Source organism: Methylophilus sp. UBA6697 (genome assembly GCF_002454655.1).
Lineage (GTDB): Bacteria > Pseudomonadota > Gammaproteobacteria > Burkholderiales > Methylophilaceae > Methylophilus.
This window is the reverse complement of sequence record NZ_DKJH01000004.1, coordinates 28,036-46,929: the sequence shown is the minus strand read 5'-3', so window position 1 is coordinate 46,929 and position 18,894 is coordinate 28,036. Positions and strand designations below refer to the sequence as shown.

Genomic DNA, 18,894 nt, shown 5'->3' with positions numbered 1-18,894 from the left:
GCTTTTTGCTAGGGATTGATTAAAGCAGCATTCTTTGTTCAAAGACCCGGTCAGGAGAGCAATGTATGAATCTCTTTCACACCTTAATCGAGCAAATGCAGGTCATGAAACTGCCCCTATACGCAGTCACCCTGACCGCTGTCCCGCGCGCAGATACGCCTTTGCTACTCATGTTGCATTGGCATGGTTTCCGCAAACAGCCCACACCCGCCCTGCCCATGCTCAAACCCATCCTGCAGCCAGTCCCAGGCTCAGCCTTGCAGATCAATGACCGTTGGCGGCAGCCTGAAGTGGTCGAAGAAGCGGTACTCGACGCCGCCTGGCAATTAGGCGCCTGGGACGTACAACGCGAAGAACACCGCGCCTGCACCTATGTCGGCGCCAGTGAACATGAAGCCCTCGCCTGCAAACAGGCGTTTGGCAAATATGACGAAGAACTCGAAAGTGAGTTGCTGGTGAGCGAAGCACCGGACCGTGACGAAATGTTGCAGTTGGGTGCCCAAGTCGGGTACATCCACTGGCAATTCCGGCCAGTGAATGGCGGTGTTTGGCAATCTACGGCAGAAGATGACACCTTGCTAGAAGATGGACGGCGTATCCCGCCCTGCCCGATTCGGCCACTGGCACTAAAAGGGGGCAAATTGACTAAGACGGCGTTTAGATTGGGGCAGATTAATCGGATTATTTTGTTGAAGTAGATTTTGATCGGTGGATTGAAGCGTTGGTCATTCTAGGAAACATTTTCTTTCGCCTTGTTGGCGAGTCACTTTCTGGTGCTTGTCCCCCAGAAAGTAACCAAAGAGGAAGACACCNNAAACTCGCCCTAGCGGCTTGCACAACCCGCAAGCCACCGCGGAACTCGAACAGCCGATGGCCGAAAGCCCCCACTTCGCCTCCGCTACTCAGCGTGATGGAATGGGATTTATCTCGCCAAACAACCATTAGTGAAGATTTAACGGAAGCATAATTCTTCTGGTTTATTGATAACAACCAAGAATGGTTGCAGTCACTTGGTGTTCGGGGTCCCCATCTGCCGCGCCGAGTAGCGCAGGCAAAATAAGGTGAAGGGAGCGACTGTTCGAATCCCGCAGTAGCTCACGTTCTGTGTGAGCTACCAGGTTGAGTTTCGTGACCGCTTATTTTGGCGAGCAACGCAGGAAACAAGCGGAAGCTGGGGTGCACTTTCTTTTGGTTACTTGTTCTTTGTGCAAGCAAAGAAAAGTAACTCGCCGAAAAGGCGAAAAACAACCTTACCGATAAGCATAGTAAAGAATTACCTTCTACTCTAAATCCATAAAACCAACCCCTATGGTGTCCACCTAACCCCAATAGACAACCACTGCGTCCGACTATCCCCATTCACCTGCTGCCCGACCGTACCATCAATCTGAAACACCTCCGGCACCAGCGAGTAACGCAATCCCATTTGGTAGAAGGGATTTTGCGTATGGTCACCAAACACTTCCGCCACGCCTTTGAAGTTTCCACCCAATTTAAACTCGGAGCCGACACCCATATTAACTTTGTTACGATCTTCCTGCCGGTCGCGCAGCATGCCGACGTTGACATGCACAATCACGTCGTCATCACGCAATGAAAAAGAGACCGGGATATAGAAGTAAGTATTACCGAGCTGGTTGGGCCCAGGCTGAATATCCGGATGCATGACGCGTCCGGCAGCAAAGCCGATACCCCAGCCATTGGTTTCCAGCGGTTTAAATAGCGTTTTGAATTGAGCAACCCAGTCTTCAGTATGGTAGTTGTCGTCATTGTTACGATAGCTGCCACCACCCAGGGTAATTTCAAAATTCTCACCGAGATTGCAGGCAGGCAGTGCCCATAACTCTTGTCCGCCCTGATAGCTGCGCATCCAGCTTTCGAGCTGGCAACCATGGGCATTGGTCAAACGGGCATCATCGGTCACCAGCGGGCGGGCGGCATGCGCACACTGGGCGATCAAAAGTGAAAGTATCAGGAAAAATAAGCTACGCATGGAGGGTGTCTAGGGTATATTGAGTTTTGTTTTATCTTATTTTTGTGGCATGACGGTTTGATGAAATCAACCATACACATGCGGTTTCATTTTCATATTAGTTTCACTGGCCTCTGCCAACATAACAATTTATACTGTTTGCAGCAATTGTCTGGGGAGGCAAGCATGGCGAATATTGAGGTGATTGAAACCAGTCCGAACTCGTTTTCTGTCACCGTACATGGATCGCACATCACCACGCATCAAGTCAGTGTCAAACCTGATTATGCAGGCCAGTTGCTCGATGCCACGCACAACGCTTCCGAGCTGGTGGCGGCCTCTTTCCAGTTCTTGCTCGACCGTGAATCCAATACCAGTATTTTGAGAAGCTTTGATTTAAGCGTGATTGAACGCTATTTTCCAGAATACCCCAAGGCCATTAACCGCTACCTAAAGTAACCTACCCCGTATTATCGCATGCTAAATATTACTCAAGACACCCAACTCGCTGCCGTAGATTTGGGTTCCAACAGTTTTCGTCTCGAAATCGGGCGCGTCGTTGACGGCCAGATCCTGCGCGTCGACTACTTAAAAGAAGCCGTGCGCCAGGGCGGTGACCTGGATGAAGACCGTAACCTGAAGCCGCAGGCGTTTGAGCGCGGACTGAAGTGCCTGGCGCGCTTTGGCGAGCGCCTGAAAGGGTTCCCTCCTGAGCACGTACGTGCCGTGGCCACGCAAACCTTGCGTGAAGCAGCCAACAGCGAAGAGTTTATCAGGCAGGCACAAAAAGTACTCGGCTATCCGATCGAGATTATTTCGGGTGTAGAAGAAGCGCGCCTGATTTATCAAGGTGTGAGCCGTATGTTGCCACAATCAGATGAAAAGCGGCTGGTGGTGGATATCGGTGGGCGCTCGACCGAGTTTATCCTCGGCCAGCATTTCAAGGCCAATGTCACGGAGTCTTTACGCTTAGGCTCTGTTGGCTGGTCGCAAAAGTATTTTGCCGATGGCCAGTTTAGCGAGCGTAACTTTGAACGCGCGGAAATTGCTGCCGAATCCATTATCGACATGATTGCCAGCCGTTACGTCGGCCAATCCGAAGTGGCGTATGGCGCCTCTGGCACGGTAGGCGCAGTAGCAGATGTATTGGCCGGTGCCGGGTTTGCCACAGATCGCATTGAACGTGCACAACTGGACTGGCTGAAACAAATACTGATCAAGGCCAAATCCGCCGACCGCCTCAATATGGAAGGCCTTAAGGACGACAGACGTGCCGTGATTGGTGGCGGACTGGCCGTCTTGACCGCTGTGTTTGACACGCTAAAAATTGACACGCTGATGGTGGCTAATGGCGCCCTGCGTCATGGTGTGCTGTACGATATGCTGAGCTCAGACAATGCCACCGAAGATTTGCGCACGGCATCGATTGTGCGGCTATGCAAACGCTTTGGCGTCGAGATGGATCACGCCAACAATGTGAGCAAACTGGCTTTGTATTTTTATGGTGCCATGCAGGCCTGCGATAGCCAAAAATCGCTATTACACTGGGCGGCGCTGTGCCATGAAGTTGGCTGGGCTATTTCGCATACGGATTGCAACAAACACGGCGCGTATATTCTGGATAACACCGAACTGATGGGGTTCGCTCAAAGTGAACTGCATACCATCAGCCTGCTCGTGCTCGGGCACCAGGGTAAATTACGCAAACTAGCCGCAGACTTTGATAACCAAGACCTGGTCTGTCAGTTGATGGCATTACGGTTAGCGGTGATTTTTTGCCACTCGCGCCGACTGCCAGCACTCAAACACTTGCAACTGGAACGGCATAAACAGCAATTTATACTGGCACTGTCATCACAATGGGCCAGCCAGCACCCGCAAACACACTACCTGCTAGAAGAAGAATGCCTGTTATGGCAAAAGCTGGGCTGGCAGCTGGAAATCCGGCACAACTAAATCAAAATGGCCAAATAAAAAAACGGGCACTTACGCCCGTTTTTTTATTGCGTTGATTACGACTCAGTCTTTTTTCTTCTTATCGCGTTTTTCGTCTTCTTCGCGCAGCTTGACGACTTTATCGCGCCACTCTTGCAATTGTTCATCTTCGATTTCCAGCTGCAAAGCCAGCGCTTCTTCCTGGCTCAATTTTTCCTTGATAAAACGCTTAGGCAATTTGCCGCCCATGCGAGACAAAATACGCTCCGCCTCATCTGCGTTCAATTGTTTTACTTTATCCAGGTACACTGGATTGACCTTGTCTTTCATAGCACTCCCTTTGATTCCCTGTTTGTCACAGGCTCGCTTTAACTGTTTTGCAAAATCCAGTCTGTGACCGGATTCCACTGCGCAATGTCGACCTCTTTCAAGCTGTTCGACAATTCAAAAATACTTAAGCCTTCCTCTGCTGCTGTCACATAAATTTGCGATGAGCGCAGCATGGAAAGCACGGCAAAGCCTGATTCATCCATAAATGCCAGCAGGCGCTCAGCTGAACGTGTGCGTGGCATCACGCGCATGCCGACCAGACCAACAAAGGTCTTATGCTTGCGCACGGCTTTCTCTTCGGCCAGCAACTCTAAAAAGTCTTGCGTGGCGCCTATATCAAACGCGGATGGCGCGATGGGCACCAACACCAGATCAGCTTCAGTCACGGCATCAGAAATCTTTTTATCCCGCAGCCCACCCGGCGAATCAGTAATGACCCAGTCGGCTTTCTGCAAGGCAGATTTACCCAGGTCTTCGGCATTAAACACCGTCGCAACATGAGAGGGTCGGCGTGCCAACCAGTCAGCGGAGGATTGCTGCCGGTCAATATCTTCCAGCACGATTTTGTGCCCCAGTTGCGCCAGATAGCCAGCAAGATTGGTGGCCAGAGTGGTTTTGCCGCAACCGCCTTTGGTATTTGCCACCAATACCCTGCGCATCTCATACTCCCCGATTAAAGGTGTTGCATTTTGTCATGAAAAACAGCCTCTATAACACCATATTAATATGAAATATTTATGACAATTGACGTCAACAAAAAACGGTATAAACTGTTTTCACAATATCAATTCAGGAGAAACACATGGCCAGCAAACCAGTCGCCAAACCCTTGAGCGCTAACAAACCAGCTACAGCCAAAGCAGCAAGCCCAGCCAAGCCAGCCGCCACTAAAGCCGTTGCGACGACACCTGCTGCTGCAAAACCAACGACAGCCGTAAAACCGGCAACAGCCAAGCCTGCGGTCAAACCAATTGCAAAAGCAGTCGCAAAAACAGCAGTAGCTGCAAAAAAAGTGACACCCGCATCTGCGATTAAAGTCGTCAATAAAACCGCGACAGCAGTTGAAAAAGACAAACCTAAAGCCAGTAAGGTAAAAATGGAGCGCGACAGCTTCACTATGCCTAAAGAAGAGTACGCGCAAATCGCTGCCTTGAAAAAACGCCTGGAAGGCCTGGCCAAACCAGCGAAGAAAAGCGAGCTATTAAGAGCCGGGCTTAAGTTATTATCCGCCATGGACGACACTACCTTAAAAGCCACCCTGGCAACCGTGCCGACGATTAAAACTGGCAGGCCAAAGAAATAGCCTCCCGCCATGTATCTGGCTTAAGCTAGCCAGATCACAGCACTTAGGCTATTAAATCAAATGGCTATTCAATCAAATCGGGGCTTTGCACACTATATAGTTTGTAGGGTGGCCCCGATTTTGGCAGCCGTAACCACCATACAGCGCCTTTTTTAATACTGATCTGCCCATCCGGCATACCCAGGCTCTGCGCGGCCAGTTCGCCTATCCAGGGCTGATGGCCGACCAGCATCACGGTCTCGAATGGGCTTTGCGCCAGCAACTGTAATAAAGGCTCCAACGGCCTTTCAGGCGCCAGCCGACTATCCTCCTGCCAATCATCGCCCCAATAAGCCACGGTTTCACGCGTACGCACAGCAGGACTCACCAGCACATAGGTCTGCTTTGGTAAATATTTCTTGAGCCAGCCGGCCATTTGTTTGGCCTGTTTATGCCCTTTTTTGGTCAAGGCGCGCTCAAGATCAGACGCGCCATGCAATAACACTTCGGCTTCGGCATGACGCCATAAAATCAAATTTTTCACTGACATCACGCGGGGCTACATGGAATGATATTGTTGCAATAACAGGTTCTGACAAGACAACGGCTCGGCATCCAGCGCTTGTTGTGCGACAGGCACATATTGGCCTTTTTCTGCCAATTGCCAGGCATCCTTATTATCTTGCAGGTAAAGCTGCAGGCTTTCCTGATAAATGCGGCTTTGCATGGCCGGATCTTTAATGGGCCAGGCCAGCTCTACCCGCCGCATCATATTACGGCTCATCCAGTCCGCGCTGGATAACCACATCTGCACTTGCCCATCCAGCTCAAAATAAAACACACGCGAATGCTCGAGCAAACGCCCGACGATAGAACGCACGCGGATACGGCCTTTCACGGCTGGTGAGTCCACCGGTAATATGCAGGCACCGCGCACAATCAAATCAATCTCAACCCCAGCGCTGGCTGCTTTCATTAAGGCGGCGACCAGCGGCACATCCGTCAAGGCGTTCATTTTGGCAATCACCCTGGCCGGTTTGCCTTGCTTGGCCAGACGCTGTGCTTTCTCCAGCTGTTTGATCATGCTGTTTTGCAGGGTAAATGGCGCCACCAGCAAATGCTTCAGGGCCGGAATCGGCAACTCGCTGGTCAGGTGACGAAACACCGTTTCCATTTCGCGCGTCAGGTTGGCATCAGCGGTTAACATACTCCAGTCTGTGTATAGACGTGTCGTTTTTGGATTGTAGTTACCGGTAGAAAGATGGCCATAACGATGAATGCTTTTACCTTCGCGACGCATGATCAACAACATCTTGGCATGGGTTTTTAAACCAACGACGCCATACACCACTTGCGCGCCAACCGACTCCAGTGCTTCGGCCCAGTTAATATTTGCCTCTTCATCAAAGCGCGCTTTGAGCTCAACCACCACCAGCACTTCTTTACCGCGACGCACCGCCTCCTGCAGCAAACGCAACATGCGTGGATCTGCACCTGTGCGGTAAATCGTCATGCGGATGGCTAATACCTGATCGTCTTTGACCGCTTCTTCCAGTAGCTGGATGACAACTTCAAAGCTCTCATATGGTTGGTGAATCAGCAGATCTTTTTCACGCATCTGGGCCAGCAAAGAGGTATTGCGTTTGATATGTCGCGGCCAGTGCGGCTGGAAAGGCACGAACTTGAGATGATCGCCCTTGGCCATATCTGGCAACTGGATCAAACGCCCCAGATTGACCGGCCCGTTGACGCGGTAAAGGGCGAGCGGCGGCAAATTAAACTGTTTGAGTAAAAACTCGGCAAGCCTGTCATCACACTCCTGCGTGACTTCCAGGCGCACCGCTTCACCATATTGGCGATGTGCAAGCTCTTCACGCAAGGCCGTGCGCAAGTTGATCACATCATCCTCATCCACCTCAAGATCACTATTACGCGTCACACGGAACTGGGAGAAATGCAGGATACTGGCGCCTTGAAACAACACCTCCAGATTCGCGCGGATAATACTGGTCAACGACACAAAGCATTGCTCGCCTTTGCTGATAGACGGCGGCAATTGCAGCAGCCGGGGCACCACACGCGGCACACGTACAATGGCAATTTTTTCCTCATCGTCGACGGCAATGCGCACAATGAAATTCAGCGACTTATTGGCCACCTGCGGAAAAGGATGCGACGGATCCAGCGATACCGGCATCAGGAATGGCAGCACTTCACGTTTGAAGTAGTTAGAAACCCAGGTGGTTTGCTCCGGCGTACGCACACCGCCAGACACCAGGTGCACACTTTCTTTCGCCAGGGCGGGCATCAGTGCATCATTAAACAACTGATATTGTTGCGCCACCAGCGCCTGTGCCATGGTGGCGACTTGTTCGCAGGTAGAGGCAGATACCGGGCCACTGGTCACGCCTTGCTGATACGCCTCCATCTGTAATGGCATGCGCACTTCAAAGAACTCATCGAGGTTGTTAGAAACGATACATAAAAAGCGCAAACGCTCGAGTAAGGGATAGTCCTCTCGTTGCGCCAAAGACAGTACACGGGCATTAAAACTGAGAATGCTAAGATCTCTGTCAAGCAGAGCGGGCGTGGTGTTTTTCATGGCGATTATTGTATCCACTGAACCAGTGTCTATTGTGACAGTTTTGTGAAATTACACGAGCAAGCATTACAGGTCTGCCAATTGTTGCAATCGCTGCTCAGCAAATGCAGCAATCGCCAATCGCTCTTCTTCAGGCATGGTGGCAATATGCTTGACCATTAAACGTGTACGCGGATTCGCAGCCAGCAAAGCCTCGTGTCTGATTAAAAAACCCCAGTAAAGTGTTGTGAGTGGACAAGCCCGATCACCGGTTTTTTGTTTTGGATCATACCGACATCCCGTACAATAATTACTCATGCGCTGAATATAGGCACCACTGGCGATATAGGGCTTGCTGGTAAAGCGGCCCCCATTGGCATATAGCGCCATGCCAGCGACATTGGGCAACTCCACCCATTCCACGGCATCGACGTAAACGGCCAAAAACCATGCTGAGACCTGTTGCGGCGACAGTTGCGCCAGTGTCGAAAACAAGCCGATCACCATCAGGCGTTGAATATGATGTGCATAGCCAGTTTGCAAGGTTTGGCCTATACACTGCGATAAACATTGCATCTGCGTCTGCCCGGTCCAGAACCAGTTTGGCAAATCCAGTGCATGCTGGAAATAGTTCGCCGATTTAAGTGTTGGCATTTCCAGCCAATACACACCGCGCACAAACTCTCGCCAACCCAACACCTGGCGAATAAACCCTTCGACACTTGCTAATGAGGCGCGGCCATCAACATACGCCTGCTCGGCAGCGGCGATGACTTCACGCGGATTGAGTAACTTGAGATTCATGGCCGAAGCGAGTAGGGAATGCCACAAATATGGCTGGTTTTGCCACATGGCATCTTGATATGGGCCAAACTGCGCTAACTTTTCCTGGACAAAATGTGTGAGCAAGGTGAGTGCTTGCTCACGCGTCACTGGCCAGGTAAAAGACGCCAGCGCACCTGGGTGATCGGCAAACCGTTCATTCACCAGAGCCATGACTGCTTGCGTGATGGCATCTGGCGTAAACACAGGCGGCTGTGAGAGTGCTTGCGGACCTAACTTGCCCAGCGATTGACGGTTGTCATGATCAAAGTTCCAGCTGCCGCCTGCAGGCGTCTCGCCGTCCATAAGAATATGATATTTTTTACGCATGCCACGATAAAAAAACTCCATCCGCAAAGAAGTGTTTTTTTCGCTGTATTTGGCTGCCCAACGCCGGAACTGGTCGATACTACTCATGAAATGTGTATCTTGCAGCACATGTAGAGGCACCGCGTGCTGGTCAGCCACCGCTTGCAGACTCTGCCAGATGCGCCAATCACCAGGTTCGCAGACCTTGATTGCCTGTGGCTGATGCTGCTGCAATACGGTCTGCCAAACGGTCGCTAAATCAGGATAAGGATGTGCGTCTAGCTGAAAATAAGCCAATGGATAGTCTTGTGCCCGCAACCTCTCTGCAAAGTGGCGCATGGCAGATAAAAACAAGGTAATGCGCTGTCGGTGAGACCATACATGATTTGCTTCATGCATGACTTCAGCCATCACAATCAGGTCTTGCGTCGGATCAAAGTGGTCTAAGGCAGGGTTATCCAGCGTGAGCTGGTCACCGAGGATAATGACCAGGTTTCTCATATGGTGTGTTTTTGCAATGCGCGACGGCAACGCTCAGAGCAATATTTAACCTGATCCCAGTTATTCGCCCAGGCTTTTCGCCAGGTCATCGGTTTGCCACATTGCTGGCAGAGTTTTGTTGGCAGACTACTTTTGTTGCCTTTAAAGGCAACCGTCATACCTCAAAAACGGGGATGGCTGCCGATGATTCACGGACCACCGTTTTTTGCTGGTAGCAACGGCTGGCGATTCTGCAGATATCAACAAAATCTTCAGCAACCAGTGCAGCACGGCCCAATAAGCCACCGTCAATATCCGGCATACTGAGTAAGCTGTGCGCATTTTCAGGCGCCATACTACCGCCATAGACAATACGAATCTGCTCGGCAAACTCGCGGTCGCGTTCGGCAATCATCATACGGATAAATGCATGCATGCGTTGTGCCTGCTCAGGCGTGGCGTGCTCGCCAGTGCCAATCGCCCATACTGGCTCATAAGCGATGACCATATTGAATTTTTTGGCCAGTGCGAAGGCTTCATCATCGAGGCCATACACCACGTTCAGCATCTGGTTGCGCACAATGAGCTCGGCCATATTGCCATCGCGCTCATCCTGCGTCTCGCCCACGCAAAAAATAGGCGTCAGCCCGGCGTGCAAGGCATTAAGCAGACGCTTGGTGGCGACCTGGTTACTTTCGAGTTTGAGGGCACGCCGTTCAGAATGACCGATAATGGTATAGCTACAACCAAACTCGGCCACCATTTTGGCCGAAATGCAGGAGGTAAACGCGCCTTCAGTAAACTGGCTAACGTTTTGCGCACCCCAGGCAATCGAGGAGTCTTGCAGCAAGTCTTGCGCCTGATACAAGTATACATAAGGTAAACACACAGCTGTCGCTACGCCATCCAGGTCGTGCAACTCTTGCTTGAGCCTGTTCAGCAAGCCTTGATTTTCAAGCAAGCCGCCGTGCAGCTTCCAGTTACCAATGACTAATTTTTCTCGCATGATGGGATTCCTTTACTCATGCCCCCTCAATTTATAATTGCTTTTTTTAGGCTATTTCACTCACGGTCATGTCATGCAGCTAGTAAATGGCTGCCATTTTTTCCAGTGTAATTACCTTTATCTTACTCGCTTGTCCGGCACTACCAAAGGCCTCAAAGCGTTCTTTACACAAATGCTGTGCTGCCGTGGTCGCTTCTTTGAAATATTTGCGTGGATCGAACTCCTCAGGATGCTCGACCATATAGGCACGAATCGCCGCCGTCATCGCCAGGCGAATATCAGTATCAATATTGACCTTGCGCACGCCATTTTTAATGCCTTCTACAATCTGAGACACCGGTACACCATAGGTTTCCTTGATATTGCCACCATAATGCCGAATTTGTTCCAGCAAGGATTGCGGCACACTGGACGAACCATGCATCACCAGATGCGTGTTAGGGATTTTGGCATGGATTTCGCGAATACGTTCAATCGACAGCGTATCGTCTGAAGGTGGTCGTGTGAATTTATAAGCACCATGGCTGGTACCAATGGCAATGGCCAGTGCATCGACTTTGGTCGCTTCAACAAACGCAGCCGCTTCATCCGGATCAGTCAGCAATTGTGACTCATCCAGTTTACCTTCGGCACCAACGCCATCCTCTTCGCCTGCCATGCCGGTTTCCAGCGAGCCCAGCACGCCCAGCTCGCCCTCAACCGACACGCCGACCGCATGCGCAAACTCGACCACACGTCGCGTCACTTCAACGTTGTATTCATAACTCGCGGGCGTTTTACCATCTTCTTTAAGCGAGCCATCCATCATCACACTAGAGAAGCCACTGCGAATGGCCATCTGGCAGACCTTGGGCGAAGCGCCATGATCCTGATGCATGCAAATGGGAATATGCGGATATTGCTCAATCGCGGCCTCGACCATTTTGCGTAGAAAAGACTCCCCGGCATAACCGCGGGCCCCTGCCGAAGCTTGCAAAATGACCGGACTGTCGACTTCGTCAGCCGCCTTCATAATGGAGAGAATCTGCTCCATATTGTTAATATTAAATGCAGGCAGGCCATAGCTGTGTTCTGCGGCGTGGTCGAGTAGTTGCCTGAGCGAAATCAATGCCATGTCATACTCCTTTTATTGTGAAGCTTGCTGATGGTAATCACGCAAGCGCTGGATTTCCTGTTTAGCGCCTAACAATACTGGCACACGCTGATGACATGCCGTCGGCTGAAGGGCCAGCACATCTTCCAGCCCGTCTATGCTTGCCCCACCAGCCTGTGTCACCAGCAAACTCATGGGATTAGCCTCATACAATAATCTTAAGCGGCCCGCTTTGACCGGCTGCTTGCTATCGCGCGGATACAGAAACACGCCACCGCGCGTCAGAATACGGTGTACATCCATCACCATACTGGCACACCAGCGCATATTAAAGTCACGCCCACGCGGCCCCTCACTGCCTTGCAGGCATTCACTAATATAGCGCTGTACCCCGGGTTGCCAATAGCGCTGATTGCTGGCGTTAATGGCAAACTCTGAGGTTTCCTCACCAATCTGCACGGTTTGTTGCGTTAATACAAATGACTGACTGTGCTGATCCAGCGTAAACACATGTGTGCCCTGGCCAATGGTGAGTACCAGCAAGGTAGCCGGGCCATACATGATATAGGCCGCGGCACGCTGATCCTGTCCTGGCTGCAAAAAAGCCTGATCACCCAGCGTGGCCACGCTGATATTAGGAATGACCGAGAAAATACTGCCGACGACGCCATTAATCGCCAGGTTAGAAGAGCCATCCAGAGGATCCATACTAACCAGAAATGGTGCATCCAGCGTTTCAAACAAGACCGGCGCATCTACTTCTTCTGACAATACGCCAGCCACCACTGCCGAAGCGCGCAGGTGTGCCGCGGCCACCTCGTGGCTACGAATGTCCAGCTGCATCTGTGTTTCGCCTTGCACATTGGTACTGGTCATTTTTTCCGTGACCCCTTCCAATGCCCCTTGCTTGATCAGCGCAGCAATTTCAATCCCCGCCTCGGCAATATGCCAGATCAGCACATTCAAGGCATGGTTGACAGAAACCTTCTTTAAAAACACATCCAATTGCATGGCAATCACCTTTGATGGATTAAGCGTACTTGGGCCATATGACACTGTAACTGATAGCGCCAGGGCTTGAAGTCATGATGACAGGCTGAAAACTAGCGTATTTAAAGTAAGTACGGACGACCTCCGTGCGATTGATGCCTGCAAACATGCAATGTTTATGCCTGACTTTTTAAAGTAGACGCTGCTATTCCCACATTGTTCAACCTGATTGGCTAGCGCTGAGCCAAACGGGCGCTGACAAACTGCGAGTGTTAACGCGCGATCAATTGCCCAATGGCCTGTTGTGCCGCCACAAAACCAGCGGTGGCCGTCACGCAAATACTGGAACCGTAACCTGCGCAGTTGAGGCCTGTCAGTCCTGCTGTCGATGTTTCACAAGCCTCTTCAGGTCGCTCGACTGGCTCATCTGAGTACACGGCAACAATGCCGAATTTGGCCGATTTCTTGTGATCAGAAGCCTTGGGGAAACCATGATCCCGACGTAACTGGTTGCGGACCTTCGCCAGCATGCGATCGCCCTGCACATGCGCCAGGTCAGCCAGGCGTATACGCGTCGCATCCAGCTTGCCACCTGCACTACCGACCATCACCAACGGCAATTGCTGCTGCTTGCAATAGGCCGCCAGAGCGATTTTGGCCTTGGTATCATCCATACAATCGACCACCATATCCGGCTGATCGGCCAAGAGAATCTTGAGGTTTTCAGGTGTCACAAAATCCTCAACTTCAAGCACGTCACACAATGGATTAATCGCCGCAATGCGCTCACGCATGGCCGTCACTTTGGCCTTGCCCAGCGTATCCTCCAGCGCATGAATCTGGCGGTTTATGTTCGACTCGGCAATATTATCCAGATCCACCAAGGTCAACTTGCCCACCGCATTGCGCGCCAGGGCTTCTACTGTCCACGACCCCACACCACCAATGCCAATGACCAGCACATGCGCTTGCTGCAAATTGATCAAACCCTGCTCGCCATATAAGCGACGCACGCCGCTAAAACGGCGCTGGCTATCCACTAACTGATCGGCTGTCATGCTGTTTGGGTCGTTTCCAGCACGACATAAGCCAGTGCCAGGTTTTTTTCATCACTGATGCTGATATGCGATTGATAAATATGGTGTTGTTTGAGAAAGGCCTGCAGTGTTGATGACAGTTGCAACAAGGGACGACCTAGCGCATCGTGGGTGACTGCAATATTCTGAAAGCTGACATCGCCGCGAATGCCGGTACCTATCGCCTTGGCAAAAGCTTCTTTTGCGGCAAAGCGTTTAGCAAGAAAACGTGCCTTGAGTTTACTCGCTTCATAATCAGACCACTCACTAGGTGCCAGAATACGTTTGGCAAAGCTGTCACCGAACTGATCGAGTGACGCCTCGATCCGCTCAACTTCGACAATATCTGTGCCTATGCCGTAAATCATCGATACTCCTGACAATACGGGTTTAGTCGCATCATTTTGGTGAAAACTCTTTCATCAGTGCCTTCATTTCACGCACCGCATTATCCCACCCCACAAACAGGGCATGCGCCACAATGGCATGACCAATATTGAGTTCCTCAAAGCCTGGCAGGCGCGCAATATGATGCACATTGTGATAATGCAAGCCATGACCGGCATTCACTACCAGACCCGCCGCTTTCGCATGTTTGAGCGCGGCGTCGATTTTCTCCAGTTCATCCAACTGATCTTTTTCTGTATCAGCATCGGCAAAGGTACCGGTATGCAACTCAATCACCGGCGCGCCCATTTTGGCAGCCGCATCAATCTGCGCCATATCTGGCGCGATAAACAGTGACACACGTATGCCTTGATCAGACAGTTTTTTAACCGCATGCTCCACTTTGGCGTAGTGTGTGAGCACATCCAAACCGCCTTCGGTCGTGCGCTCCTCTCGGCGCTCAGGCACCAGGCAAACGTCTTGCGGGTTGACCTGAATGGCGATATCGATCATCTCGCTAGTGACCGCACATTCGAGGTTCATTTTAGTTTGCAGCAAAGGGCGTAAAGCAAAAATATCCGCATCCTGCATATGGCGACGATCTTCGCGCAAATGCAAGGTAATGCTGTCTGCACCAGACTGCTCAGCGCGCAGTGCGGCCTGCACAACGCTTGGATATTTGGTGCCACGCGCCTGACGAATCGTTGCGACGTGGTCAATATTGACGCCTAGTTTTAACATAGTTCTCTTTGTAATTGGGTGAATGACAATATTTTAACTGTTGATTATGGTAAACCAAATTAATCATGCGAAAAATAGAAAGATATAGATATCTATGTACTTAGGAGTATGTTTGATTTCGCCTTTCGGCGAGTTACTTTTNNAGCAACGCAAGGGAGCCGCAGGCCGTGATGGCTGGGTGTCTTCCTCTTTGGTTACTTTCTGGGGGACAAGCACCAGAAAGTGACTCGCCTAGAGGCGAAAAGAATACATCACGTAAACAAACTAAAACCCCTGCAAATCCACCAATAACTGCCTGGTATGCAACGGCTTCTCGCCCAAATAATGCTGCAACAAATAGCGCATCAATTGCTTGCTTTGTGACTGTGTCGTCGCGTGACTATAATTGCCGCGCGACATTTCCAGCAGGGTAGCGCCCTGAATCAACAAGCCATTTCTGGTGGCTGAAGGTGAGCAAGCACCATAATCTGCTTCGAAGCGATAGGTTTCATCCGCATGGATAATCTCACCGTTTTCGTCATGCGTGAGCGGTACAGCATAGCCGAGCTCCTGCAACATCTTGAGCTCAAACCGGCGCAGGATTTCGGCTAGCTGGCCATTGCTCGCATCTTGCTGCAAGGTAGAAAGCAACTGTATGGTTTGTGCGTAATATTCAAACAACTGTGCATGGGCATCATCGCGCGGCAACAGGCGCAATAGCAGTTCATTCATGTAAAAGCCACACATCAGGGCATCGCCCCTGAGGAGGGTCAGGCCGGTCATCCACTCTAATTCATGTAGCGTTTTGAGTTCGTTTTTACCTGACCAGGTACCGGCCAACTGCTGGAAAGATTGCAGCATGCCGCGCATGGCCGAGAGTGGGCGCCGTGCGCCTTTAGCCACGGCCGCAATGCGCCCCAGGTCGCGGCTGAACATTTCAACCACGAGACTGGTTTCTTTAAAGGGATAGGTGTGAAGAATAAAAACCGGCTGCTGGGATTGCTTGTGGCTTCCGGAATCGGGAGGTTTTACTGCCATATGTTGATGCCAGTAGAATCAAGTGTTACTAGAAACCCAGGCTCTTCAATGCGCGCGCATCATCGGCCCAGCCGCCCTTCACCTTGACCCAGGTTTCCAGGTAGACTTTGGAACCGAACAGTTTTTCCATATCCTGACGGGCTTCGGTGGAAATTTGCTTGAGCTTTTCGCCACCTTTACCAATGATCATCGGCTTCTGGCTGTCTTTATCGACAATAATGGCGGCAAAAATACGGCGCAGGTTTTTGACGGTTTCAAACTTTTCGATTTCTACCGTCACCGAGTAAGGCACTTCGTCACCCAGCAAGCGGAAGATTTTTTCACGGACCAGTTCGGCCGCCAGAAAGCGCTCATTTTTATCGGTGAGCTCATCCTCGGCATACATCGCTGGCTGCTCAGGCAAATGCTCGCGCACTGCGGATAGTAATTCATCCAGATACAGGCTCTTTTTGGCACTGACCGGAATAATGCCTGCGAAATCAAACAGCAGGTCAAAGTCCTGAATCAAGGGCAATAAATTACCTTTATCGCCCATCAGGTCTGCCTTGTTGACGACCAGCAACACCGGTTTGTTCTTTGGCAGCAGCTTGAGCACGATTTCATCGGCTTCGCCCAATTTCATTGGCTCAATCACAAACAGCACGACGTCGACTTCGGTCAACACCTGGGTGACGGTTTTGTTAAGTGTTTTATTGAGCGCGTTGATATGTTTTTGCTGAAAGCCAGGCGTATCCACAAACAGGAACTGGGTATCGTCTGTGGTATGAATGCCCAGCAGGCGATGGCGCGTGGTCTGCGCCTTACGCGAAGTAATCGCCAGCTTCATGCCTAAAATATGATTTAGCAGTGTGGATTTACCGACATTGGGGCGACCAACGATGGCAACGGTACCACAACGAAAATCGTCTGCAGCGGGGATAATGTCTTCTGTCATGATTGAATCTCGTCCATGGCCAATTTGGCCGCTTGTTGCTCCGCCACACGGCGGCTGGTGCCCACCCCGGTGGTGGTCAGCTTAAGTTTTTTAATAAAACACTGCACGGTGAAGCTTTGCGCATGCGCCTCGCCTTCAATAGAAACTACCTGATACTCCGGCAGGTCCATTTTCTTGCTTTGCAGATATTCTTGTAATTGCGATTTGGCGTCTTTATCAATCGCCTTGGGATCTATGGTTTGCAGCTTGTCGCGATACAGCAATGCGACCACTTGCTGGGCAGCCTCAAAGCCGCCATCCAGGTAAACCGCACCAACAATCGCCTCCAGCGCATCAGCCAGAATCGAAGGGCGGCGCCAACCGGCGCTTTTAAGCTCACCCTCCCCTAACTTGAGTGCGTCACCCAAATGCAAGTCGGCCGCAATTTCAGCCAGGCTGGCCTCGCGCACCAGCTTTGCGCGCAAACGGCTTAAATCACCCTCGGGCAAATTTGGAAATAAATTAAACAACTGGTGCGCAATAATAAAGTTGAGCACGCTATCGCCTAAAAACTCCAGACGCTCGTTATTGGTGGCAGAAAAACTGCGGTGAGTAAGCGCTTGTTGCAGTAAGGCAGGCTGCGTAAAGCTGTAGCTAATTCTGGTTTGTAATACCGGGAATGCGTTCATTTAAGTGCGATCAAGCCAGCCATTAAGGTTTGCTGGCAGCATCAAAGTCGATCAACAAGGTCATGGTATCTGTCAGTGCAATCTTTTTCTGGTAGCGCATGGCCACAACGCCACCGCTGATGTCCAAATCGCGACCAGTCACGTCATGGATACTGTCCACCTGCATCTGGCGATCAAACGCAGTGCGCACATCGCTGTCATTTTGCAATAAAGGATCGTGCGCAATGCGGTTCACCGTGGCCTGGATAGAATAGTACTCCATGTAAGCAGGCAAGGCCTTGAGGGCTACCGTGCCCAGGATGCCAAATGCGGTCAGAATCAGCAAAAAGCCGATCAAACCGATGCCGTGTTGGTGAGCGCTCTTTGAGTCATTCATTGTGCTATCCCTCAAGAAGATGTCTTTTTCCACACGGCTCGCCGTGCCCCTAACCAATACTTTGCCCGATACGGCGCCATTGGTCAAAATTAAACCAGATAAAGAATGCGCGGCCGACCAGATGTTTTTCTGCGACAAAGCCCCACACGCGGCTATCTGAGCTGTTATCACGGTTATCGCCCATGGCGAAATACTCACCTGCCGGCACAGTAATTGTTTCTCCCTGCATCAGGCGGTCACCCGCGCTACCAGGGCTATACTGGTTCATGATGTCATGAATCAACACATCATGCTTGACGTCGCCCAACTGCTCGCTCAAGCGTGACGCAGTCACATCCACCGCGCGCGCATTGCCGCTTTCGTCATTCACATTGAGTGCATATTGATATGGTTGCACAAAATCAAGATTAATCACTTTGCCATTAATTGTTAACTGCTTGTCGCGATACTGGATTTTGTCGCCTGGCAAACCCACTACACGCTTGATGTAGTCAATCGAAGTGTCAGGCGGGTAATGAAACACAAATACATCACCACGCTTGGGCAGACTCACCGGGTAAAACACGTTATTGATAATAGGCACGCGCAAACCGTAAGTGAATTTGTTGACCAGGATGTAATCGCCTGCCAGCAGGGTTGGCATCATGGAACCGGATGGAATCTTGAATGGCTCGACCACAAACGAACGCACCATAAATACCAGCAAGATTACCGGGAAAAAGCTTTTACTGTATTCCACATACCATGGGTCGGCGACATCGCCCAATGCACCCGCCTGGCGTTGTTTGCGCAAGACCAGAATATCCAGCAGCCAGATCACGCCTGAGACCAGCAAAATCACCAACATAAAGATTGCAAAATACATGCTTGTTTCCTGAGTAAGCTATTGCACTAA

At 50.9% G+C, this 18,894-nt stretch carries 22 protein-coding genes; 4 read left to right on the top strand and 18 right to left on the bottom strand.

Annotated elements, in window-relative coordinates; genetic code table 11:
• The first annotated feature begins 65 nt into the window (after positions 1-65).
• Positions 66-698, top strand: coding sequence for a diguanylate cyclase (locus tag B3355_RS02845; protein WP_292779983.1), 633 nt, complete (start codon positions 66-68; stop codon positions 696-698).
• 608 nt (positions 699-1,306) lie between these two features.
• Here the strand turns inward: B3355_RS02845 and B3355_RS02840 are convergent.
• Positions 1,307-1,993 carry a hypothetical protein gene (locus B3355_RS02840; protein ID WP_292779981.1) on the bottom strand — a complete coding sequence of 229 codons (687 nt, stop codon included), beginning with the start codon at positions 1,991-1,993 and terminating at the stop codon, positions 1,307-1,309.
• 165 nt (positions 1,994-2,158) lie between these two features.
• Between B3355_RS02840 and B3355_RS02835 the strand changes: the two genes are divergently transcribed.
• Both B3355_RS02835 and ppx read left to right on the top strand, forming a co-directional pair.
• Positions 2,159-2,431, top strand: coding sequence for a hypothetical protein (locus B3355_RS02835; RefSeq protein ID WP_024930816.1), 273 nt, complete (start codon positions 2,159-2,161; stop codon positions 2,429-2,431).
• An 18-nt stretch (positions 2,432-2,449) separates the two neighbouring features.
• Positions 2,450-3,928: an exopolyphosphatase gene (ppx, locus tag B3355_RS02830; protein ID WP_292779980.1), complete on the top strand. Its 1,479-nt coding sequence runs from the start codon at positions 2,450-2,452 to the stop codon at positions 3,926-3,928.
• A gap of 63 nt (positions 3,929-3,991) precedes the next feature.
• Here ppx and B3355_RS02825 read toward each other — a convergent pair whose 3' ends face one another.
• Positions 3,992-4,237, bottom strand: coding sequence for a hypothetical protein (locus tag B3355_RS02825; protein ID WP_019883105.1), 246 nt, complete (start codon positions 4,235-4,237; stop codon positions 3,992-3,994).
• Positions 4,238-4,275: 38 nt separating this feature from the next.
• Positions 4,276-4,896, bottom strand: a complete 621-nt coding sequence (locus tag B3355_RS02820; protein ID WP_019883106.1) for a ParA family protein — start codon at positions 4,894-4,896, stop codon at positions 4,276-4,278.
• A 143-nt stretch (positions 4,897-5,039) separates the two neighbouring features.
• Here B3355_RS02820 and B3355_RS02815 point away from each other — a divergent pair, with 143 nt between their 5' ends.
• A complete protein-coding gene (locus B3355_RS02815) occupies positions 5,040-5,540 on the top strand; it encodes a hypothetical protein (RefSeq protein WP_292779977.1) in 501 nt (166 codons plus the stop codon).
• Positions 5,541-5,604: 64 nt separating this feature from the next.
• On the opposite strand, the gene B3355_RS02810 is transcribed toward B3355_RS02815, so the two are convergent.
• The 15 genes from B3355_RS02810 to lepB form a co-directional block, all read right to left on the bottom strand.
• Positions 5,605-6,069, bottom strand: a complete 465-nt coding sequence (locus B3355_RS02810; RefSeq protein WP_019883110.1) for a SixA phosphatase family protein — start codon at positions 6,067-6,069, stop codon at positions 5,605-5,607.
• Positions 6,070-6,078: 9 nt separating this feature from the next.
• Positions 6,079-8,121, bottom strand: a complete 2,043-nt coding sequence (gene ppk1, locus B3355_RS02805) for a polyphosphate kinase 1 (protein WP_019883111.1) — start codon at positions 8,119-8,121, stop codon at positions 6,079-6,081.
• A gap of 66 nt (positions 8,122-8,187) precedes the next feature.
• Positions 8,188-9,732, bottom strand: coding sequence for a cryptochrome/photolyase family protein (locus tag B3355_RS02800; protein ID WP_292779973.1), 1,545 nt, complete (start codon positions 9,730-9,732; stop codon positions 8,188-8,190).
• Positions 9,729-9,890, bottom strand: a complete 162-nt coding sequence (locus B3355_RS02795) for a DUF2256 domain-containing protein (protein WP_292779971.1) — start codon at positions 9,888-9,890, stop codon at positions 9,729-9,731. The genes B3355_RS02800 and B3355_RS02795 overlap by 4 nt, the downstream gene beginning before the upstream one ends.
• Positions 9,887-10,717: a triose-phosphate isomerase gene (tpiA, locus tag B3355_RS02790; protein ID WP_024930810.1), complete on the bottom strand. Its 831-nt coding sequence runs from the start codon at positions 10,715-10,717 to the stop codon at positions 9,887-9,889. Before tpiA ends, B3355_RS02795 begins: the two co-directional genes overlap by 4 nt.
• Positions 10,718-10,796: 79 nt before the next feature.
• Positions 10,797-11,831, bottom strand: coding sequence for a class II fructose-bisphosphate aldolase (fba, locus tag B3355_RS02785; protein WP_019883118.1), 1,035 nt, complete (start codon positions 11,829-11,831; stop codon positions 10,797-10,799).
• Between the two features lie 12 nt (positions 11,832-11,843).
• A complete protein-coding gene (locus B3355_RS02780) occupies positions 11,844-12,821 on the bottom strand; it encodes a class 1 fructose-bisphosphatase (protein ID WP_292779968.1) in 978 nt (325 codons plus the stop codon).
• Positions 12,822-13,072: 251 nt separating this feature from the next.
• A complete protein-coding gene (locus tag B3355_RS02775; protein WP_292779966.1) occupies positions 13,073-13,858 on the bottom strand; it encodes a tRNA threonylcarbamoyladenosine dehydratase in 786 nt (261 codons plus the stop codon).
• A complete protein-coding gene (acpS, locus tag B3355_RS02770) occupies positions 13,855-14,244 on the bottom strand; it encodes a holo-ACP synthase (RefSeq protein WP_047516830.1) in 390 nt (129 codons plus the stop codon). Before acpS ends, B3355_RS02775 begins: the two co-directional genes overlap by 4 nt.
• Before the next feature lie 31 nt (positions 14,245-14,275).
• Positions 14,276-15,004, bottom strand: a complete 729-nt coding sequence (gene pdxJ / locus B3355_RS02765) for a pyridoxine 5'-phosphate synthase (RefSeq protein ID WP_292779963.1) — start codon at positions 15,002-15,004, stop codon at positions 14,276-14,278.
• 264 nt (positions 15,005-15,268) lie between these two features.
• Complete coding sequence (recO, locus tag B3355_RS02760) at positions 15,269-16,021, bottom strand: DNA repair protein RecO (protein ID WP_292779961.1); 753 nt, start codon at positions 16,019-16,021, stop codon at positions 15,269-15,271.
• Between the two features lie 28 nt (positions 16,022-16,049).
• Entirely contained in the window at positions 16,050-16,955 is a 906-nt protein-coding gene (gene era / locus B3355_RS02755) for a GTPase Era (protein ID WP_292779959.1), read from the bottom strand.
• Positions 16,952-17,623 carry a ribonuclease III gene (rnc, locus tag B3355_RS02750; protein WP_024930803.1) on the bottom strand — a complete coding sequence of 224 codons (672 nt, stop codon included), beginning with the start codon at positions 17,621-17,623 and terminating at the stop codon, positions 16,952-16,954. The genes era and rnc overlap by 4 nt, the downstream gene beginning before the upstream one ends.
• 22 nt (positions 17,624-17,645) lie before the next feature.
• Entirely contained in the window at positions 17,646-17,999 is a 354-nt protein-coding gene (locus B3355_RS02745; protein WP_019883128.1) for a DUF4845 domain-containing protein, read from the bottom strand.
• A gap of 49 nt (positions 18,000-18,048) precedes the next feature.
• A complete protein-coding gene (gene lepB, locus B3355_RS02740; protein WP_019883129.1) occupies positions 18,049-18,864 on the bottom strand; it encodes a signal peptidase I in 816 nt (271 codons plus the stop codon).
• Positions 18,865-18,894: the final 30 nt, after the last annotated feature.

Excerpts from the sequence above, each read along its gene's own strand:
- B3355_RS02845 (WP_292779983.1), top strand. The coding sequence starts at position 66 with ATGAATCTCTTTCACACCTTAATCGAGCAAATGCAGGTCATGAAACTG.
- B3355_RS02840 (WP_292779981.1), bottom strand. The coding sequence starts at position 1,993 with ATGCGTAGCTTATTTTTCCTGATACTTTCACTTTTGATCGCCCAGTGT.
- B3355_RS02835 (WP_024930816.1), top strand. The coding sequence starts at position 2,159 with ATGGCGAATATTGAGGTGATTGAAACCAGTCCGAACTCGTTTTCTGTC.
- ppx (WP_292779980.1), top strand. The coding sequence starts at position 2,450 with ATGCTAAATATTACTCAAGACACCCAACTCGCTGCCGTAGATTTGGGT.
- B3355_RS02825 (WP_019883105.1), bottom strand. The coding sequence starts at position 4,237 with ATGAAAGACAAGGTCAATCCAGTGTACCTGGATAAAGTAAAACAATTG.
- B3355_RS02820 (WP_019883106.1), bottom strand. The coding sequence starts at position 4,896 with ATGCGCAGGGTATTGGTGGCAAATACCAAAGGCGGTTGCGGCAAAACC.
- B3355_RS02815 (WP_292779977.1), top strand. The coding sequence starts at position 5,040 with ATGGCCAGCAAACCAGTCGCCAAACCCTTGAGCGCTAACAAACCAGCT.
- B3355_RS02810 (WP_019883110.1), bottom strand. The coding sequence starts at position 6,069 with ATGTCAGTGAAAAATTTGATTTTATGGCGTCATGCCGAAGCCGAAGTG.
- ppk1 (WP_019883111.1), bottom strand. The coding sequence starts at position 8,121 with ATGAAAAACACCACGCCCGCTCTGCTTGACAGAGATCTTAGCATTCTC.
- B3355_RS02800 (WP_292779973.1), bottom strand. The coding sequence starts at position 9,732 with ATGAGAAACCTGGTCATTATCCTCGGTGACCAGCTCACGCTGGATAAC.
- B3355_RS02795 (WP_292779971.1), bottom strand. The coding sequence starts at position 9,890 with ATGACGGTTGCCTTTAAAGGCAACAAAAGTAGTCTGCCAACAAAACTC.
- tpiA (WP_024930810.1), bottom strand. The coding sequence starts at position 10,717 with ATGCGAGAAAAATTAGTCATTGGTAACTGGAAGCTGCACGGCGGCTTG.
- fba (WP_019883118.1), bottom strand. The coding sequence starts at position 11,831 with ATGGCATTGATTTCGCTCAGGCAACTACTCGACCACGCCGCAGAACAC.
- B3355_RS02780 (WP_292779968.1), bottom strand. The coding sequence starts at position 12,821 with ATGCAATTGGATGTGTTTTTAAAGAAGGTTTCTGTCAACCATGCCTTG.
- B3355_RS02775 (WP_292779966.1), bottom strand. The coding sequence starts at position 13,858 with ATGACAGCCGATCAGTTAGTGGATAGCCAGCGCCGTTTTAGCGGCGTG.
- acpS (WP_047516830.1), bottom strand. The coding sequence starts at position 14,244 with ATGATTTACGGCATAGGCACAGATATTGTCGAAGTTGAGCGGATCGAG.
- pdxJ (WP_292779963.1), bottom strand. The coding sequence starts at position 15,004 with ATGTTAAAACTAGGCGTCAATATTGACCACGTCGCAACGATTCGTCAG.
- recO (WP_292779961.1), bottom strand. The coding sequence starts at position 16,021 with ATGGCAGTAAAACCTCCCGATTCCGGAAGCCACAAGCAATCCCAGCAG.
- era (WP_292779959.1), bottom strand. The coding sequence starts at position 16,955 with ATGACAGAAGACATTATCCCCGCTGCAGACGATTTTCGTTGTGGTACC.
- rnc (WP_024930803.1), bottom strand. The coding sequence starts at position 17,623 with ATGAACGCATTCCCGGTATTACAAACCAGAATTAGCTACAGCTTTACG.
- B3355_RS02745 (WP_019883128.1), bottom strand. The coding sequence starts at position 17,999 with ATGAATGACTCAAAGAGCGCTCACCAACACGGCATCGGTTTGATCGGC.
- lepB (WP_019883129.1), bottom strand. The coding sequence starts at position 18,864 with ATGTATTTTGCAATCTTTATGTTGGTGATTTTGCTGGTCTCAGGCGTG.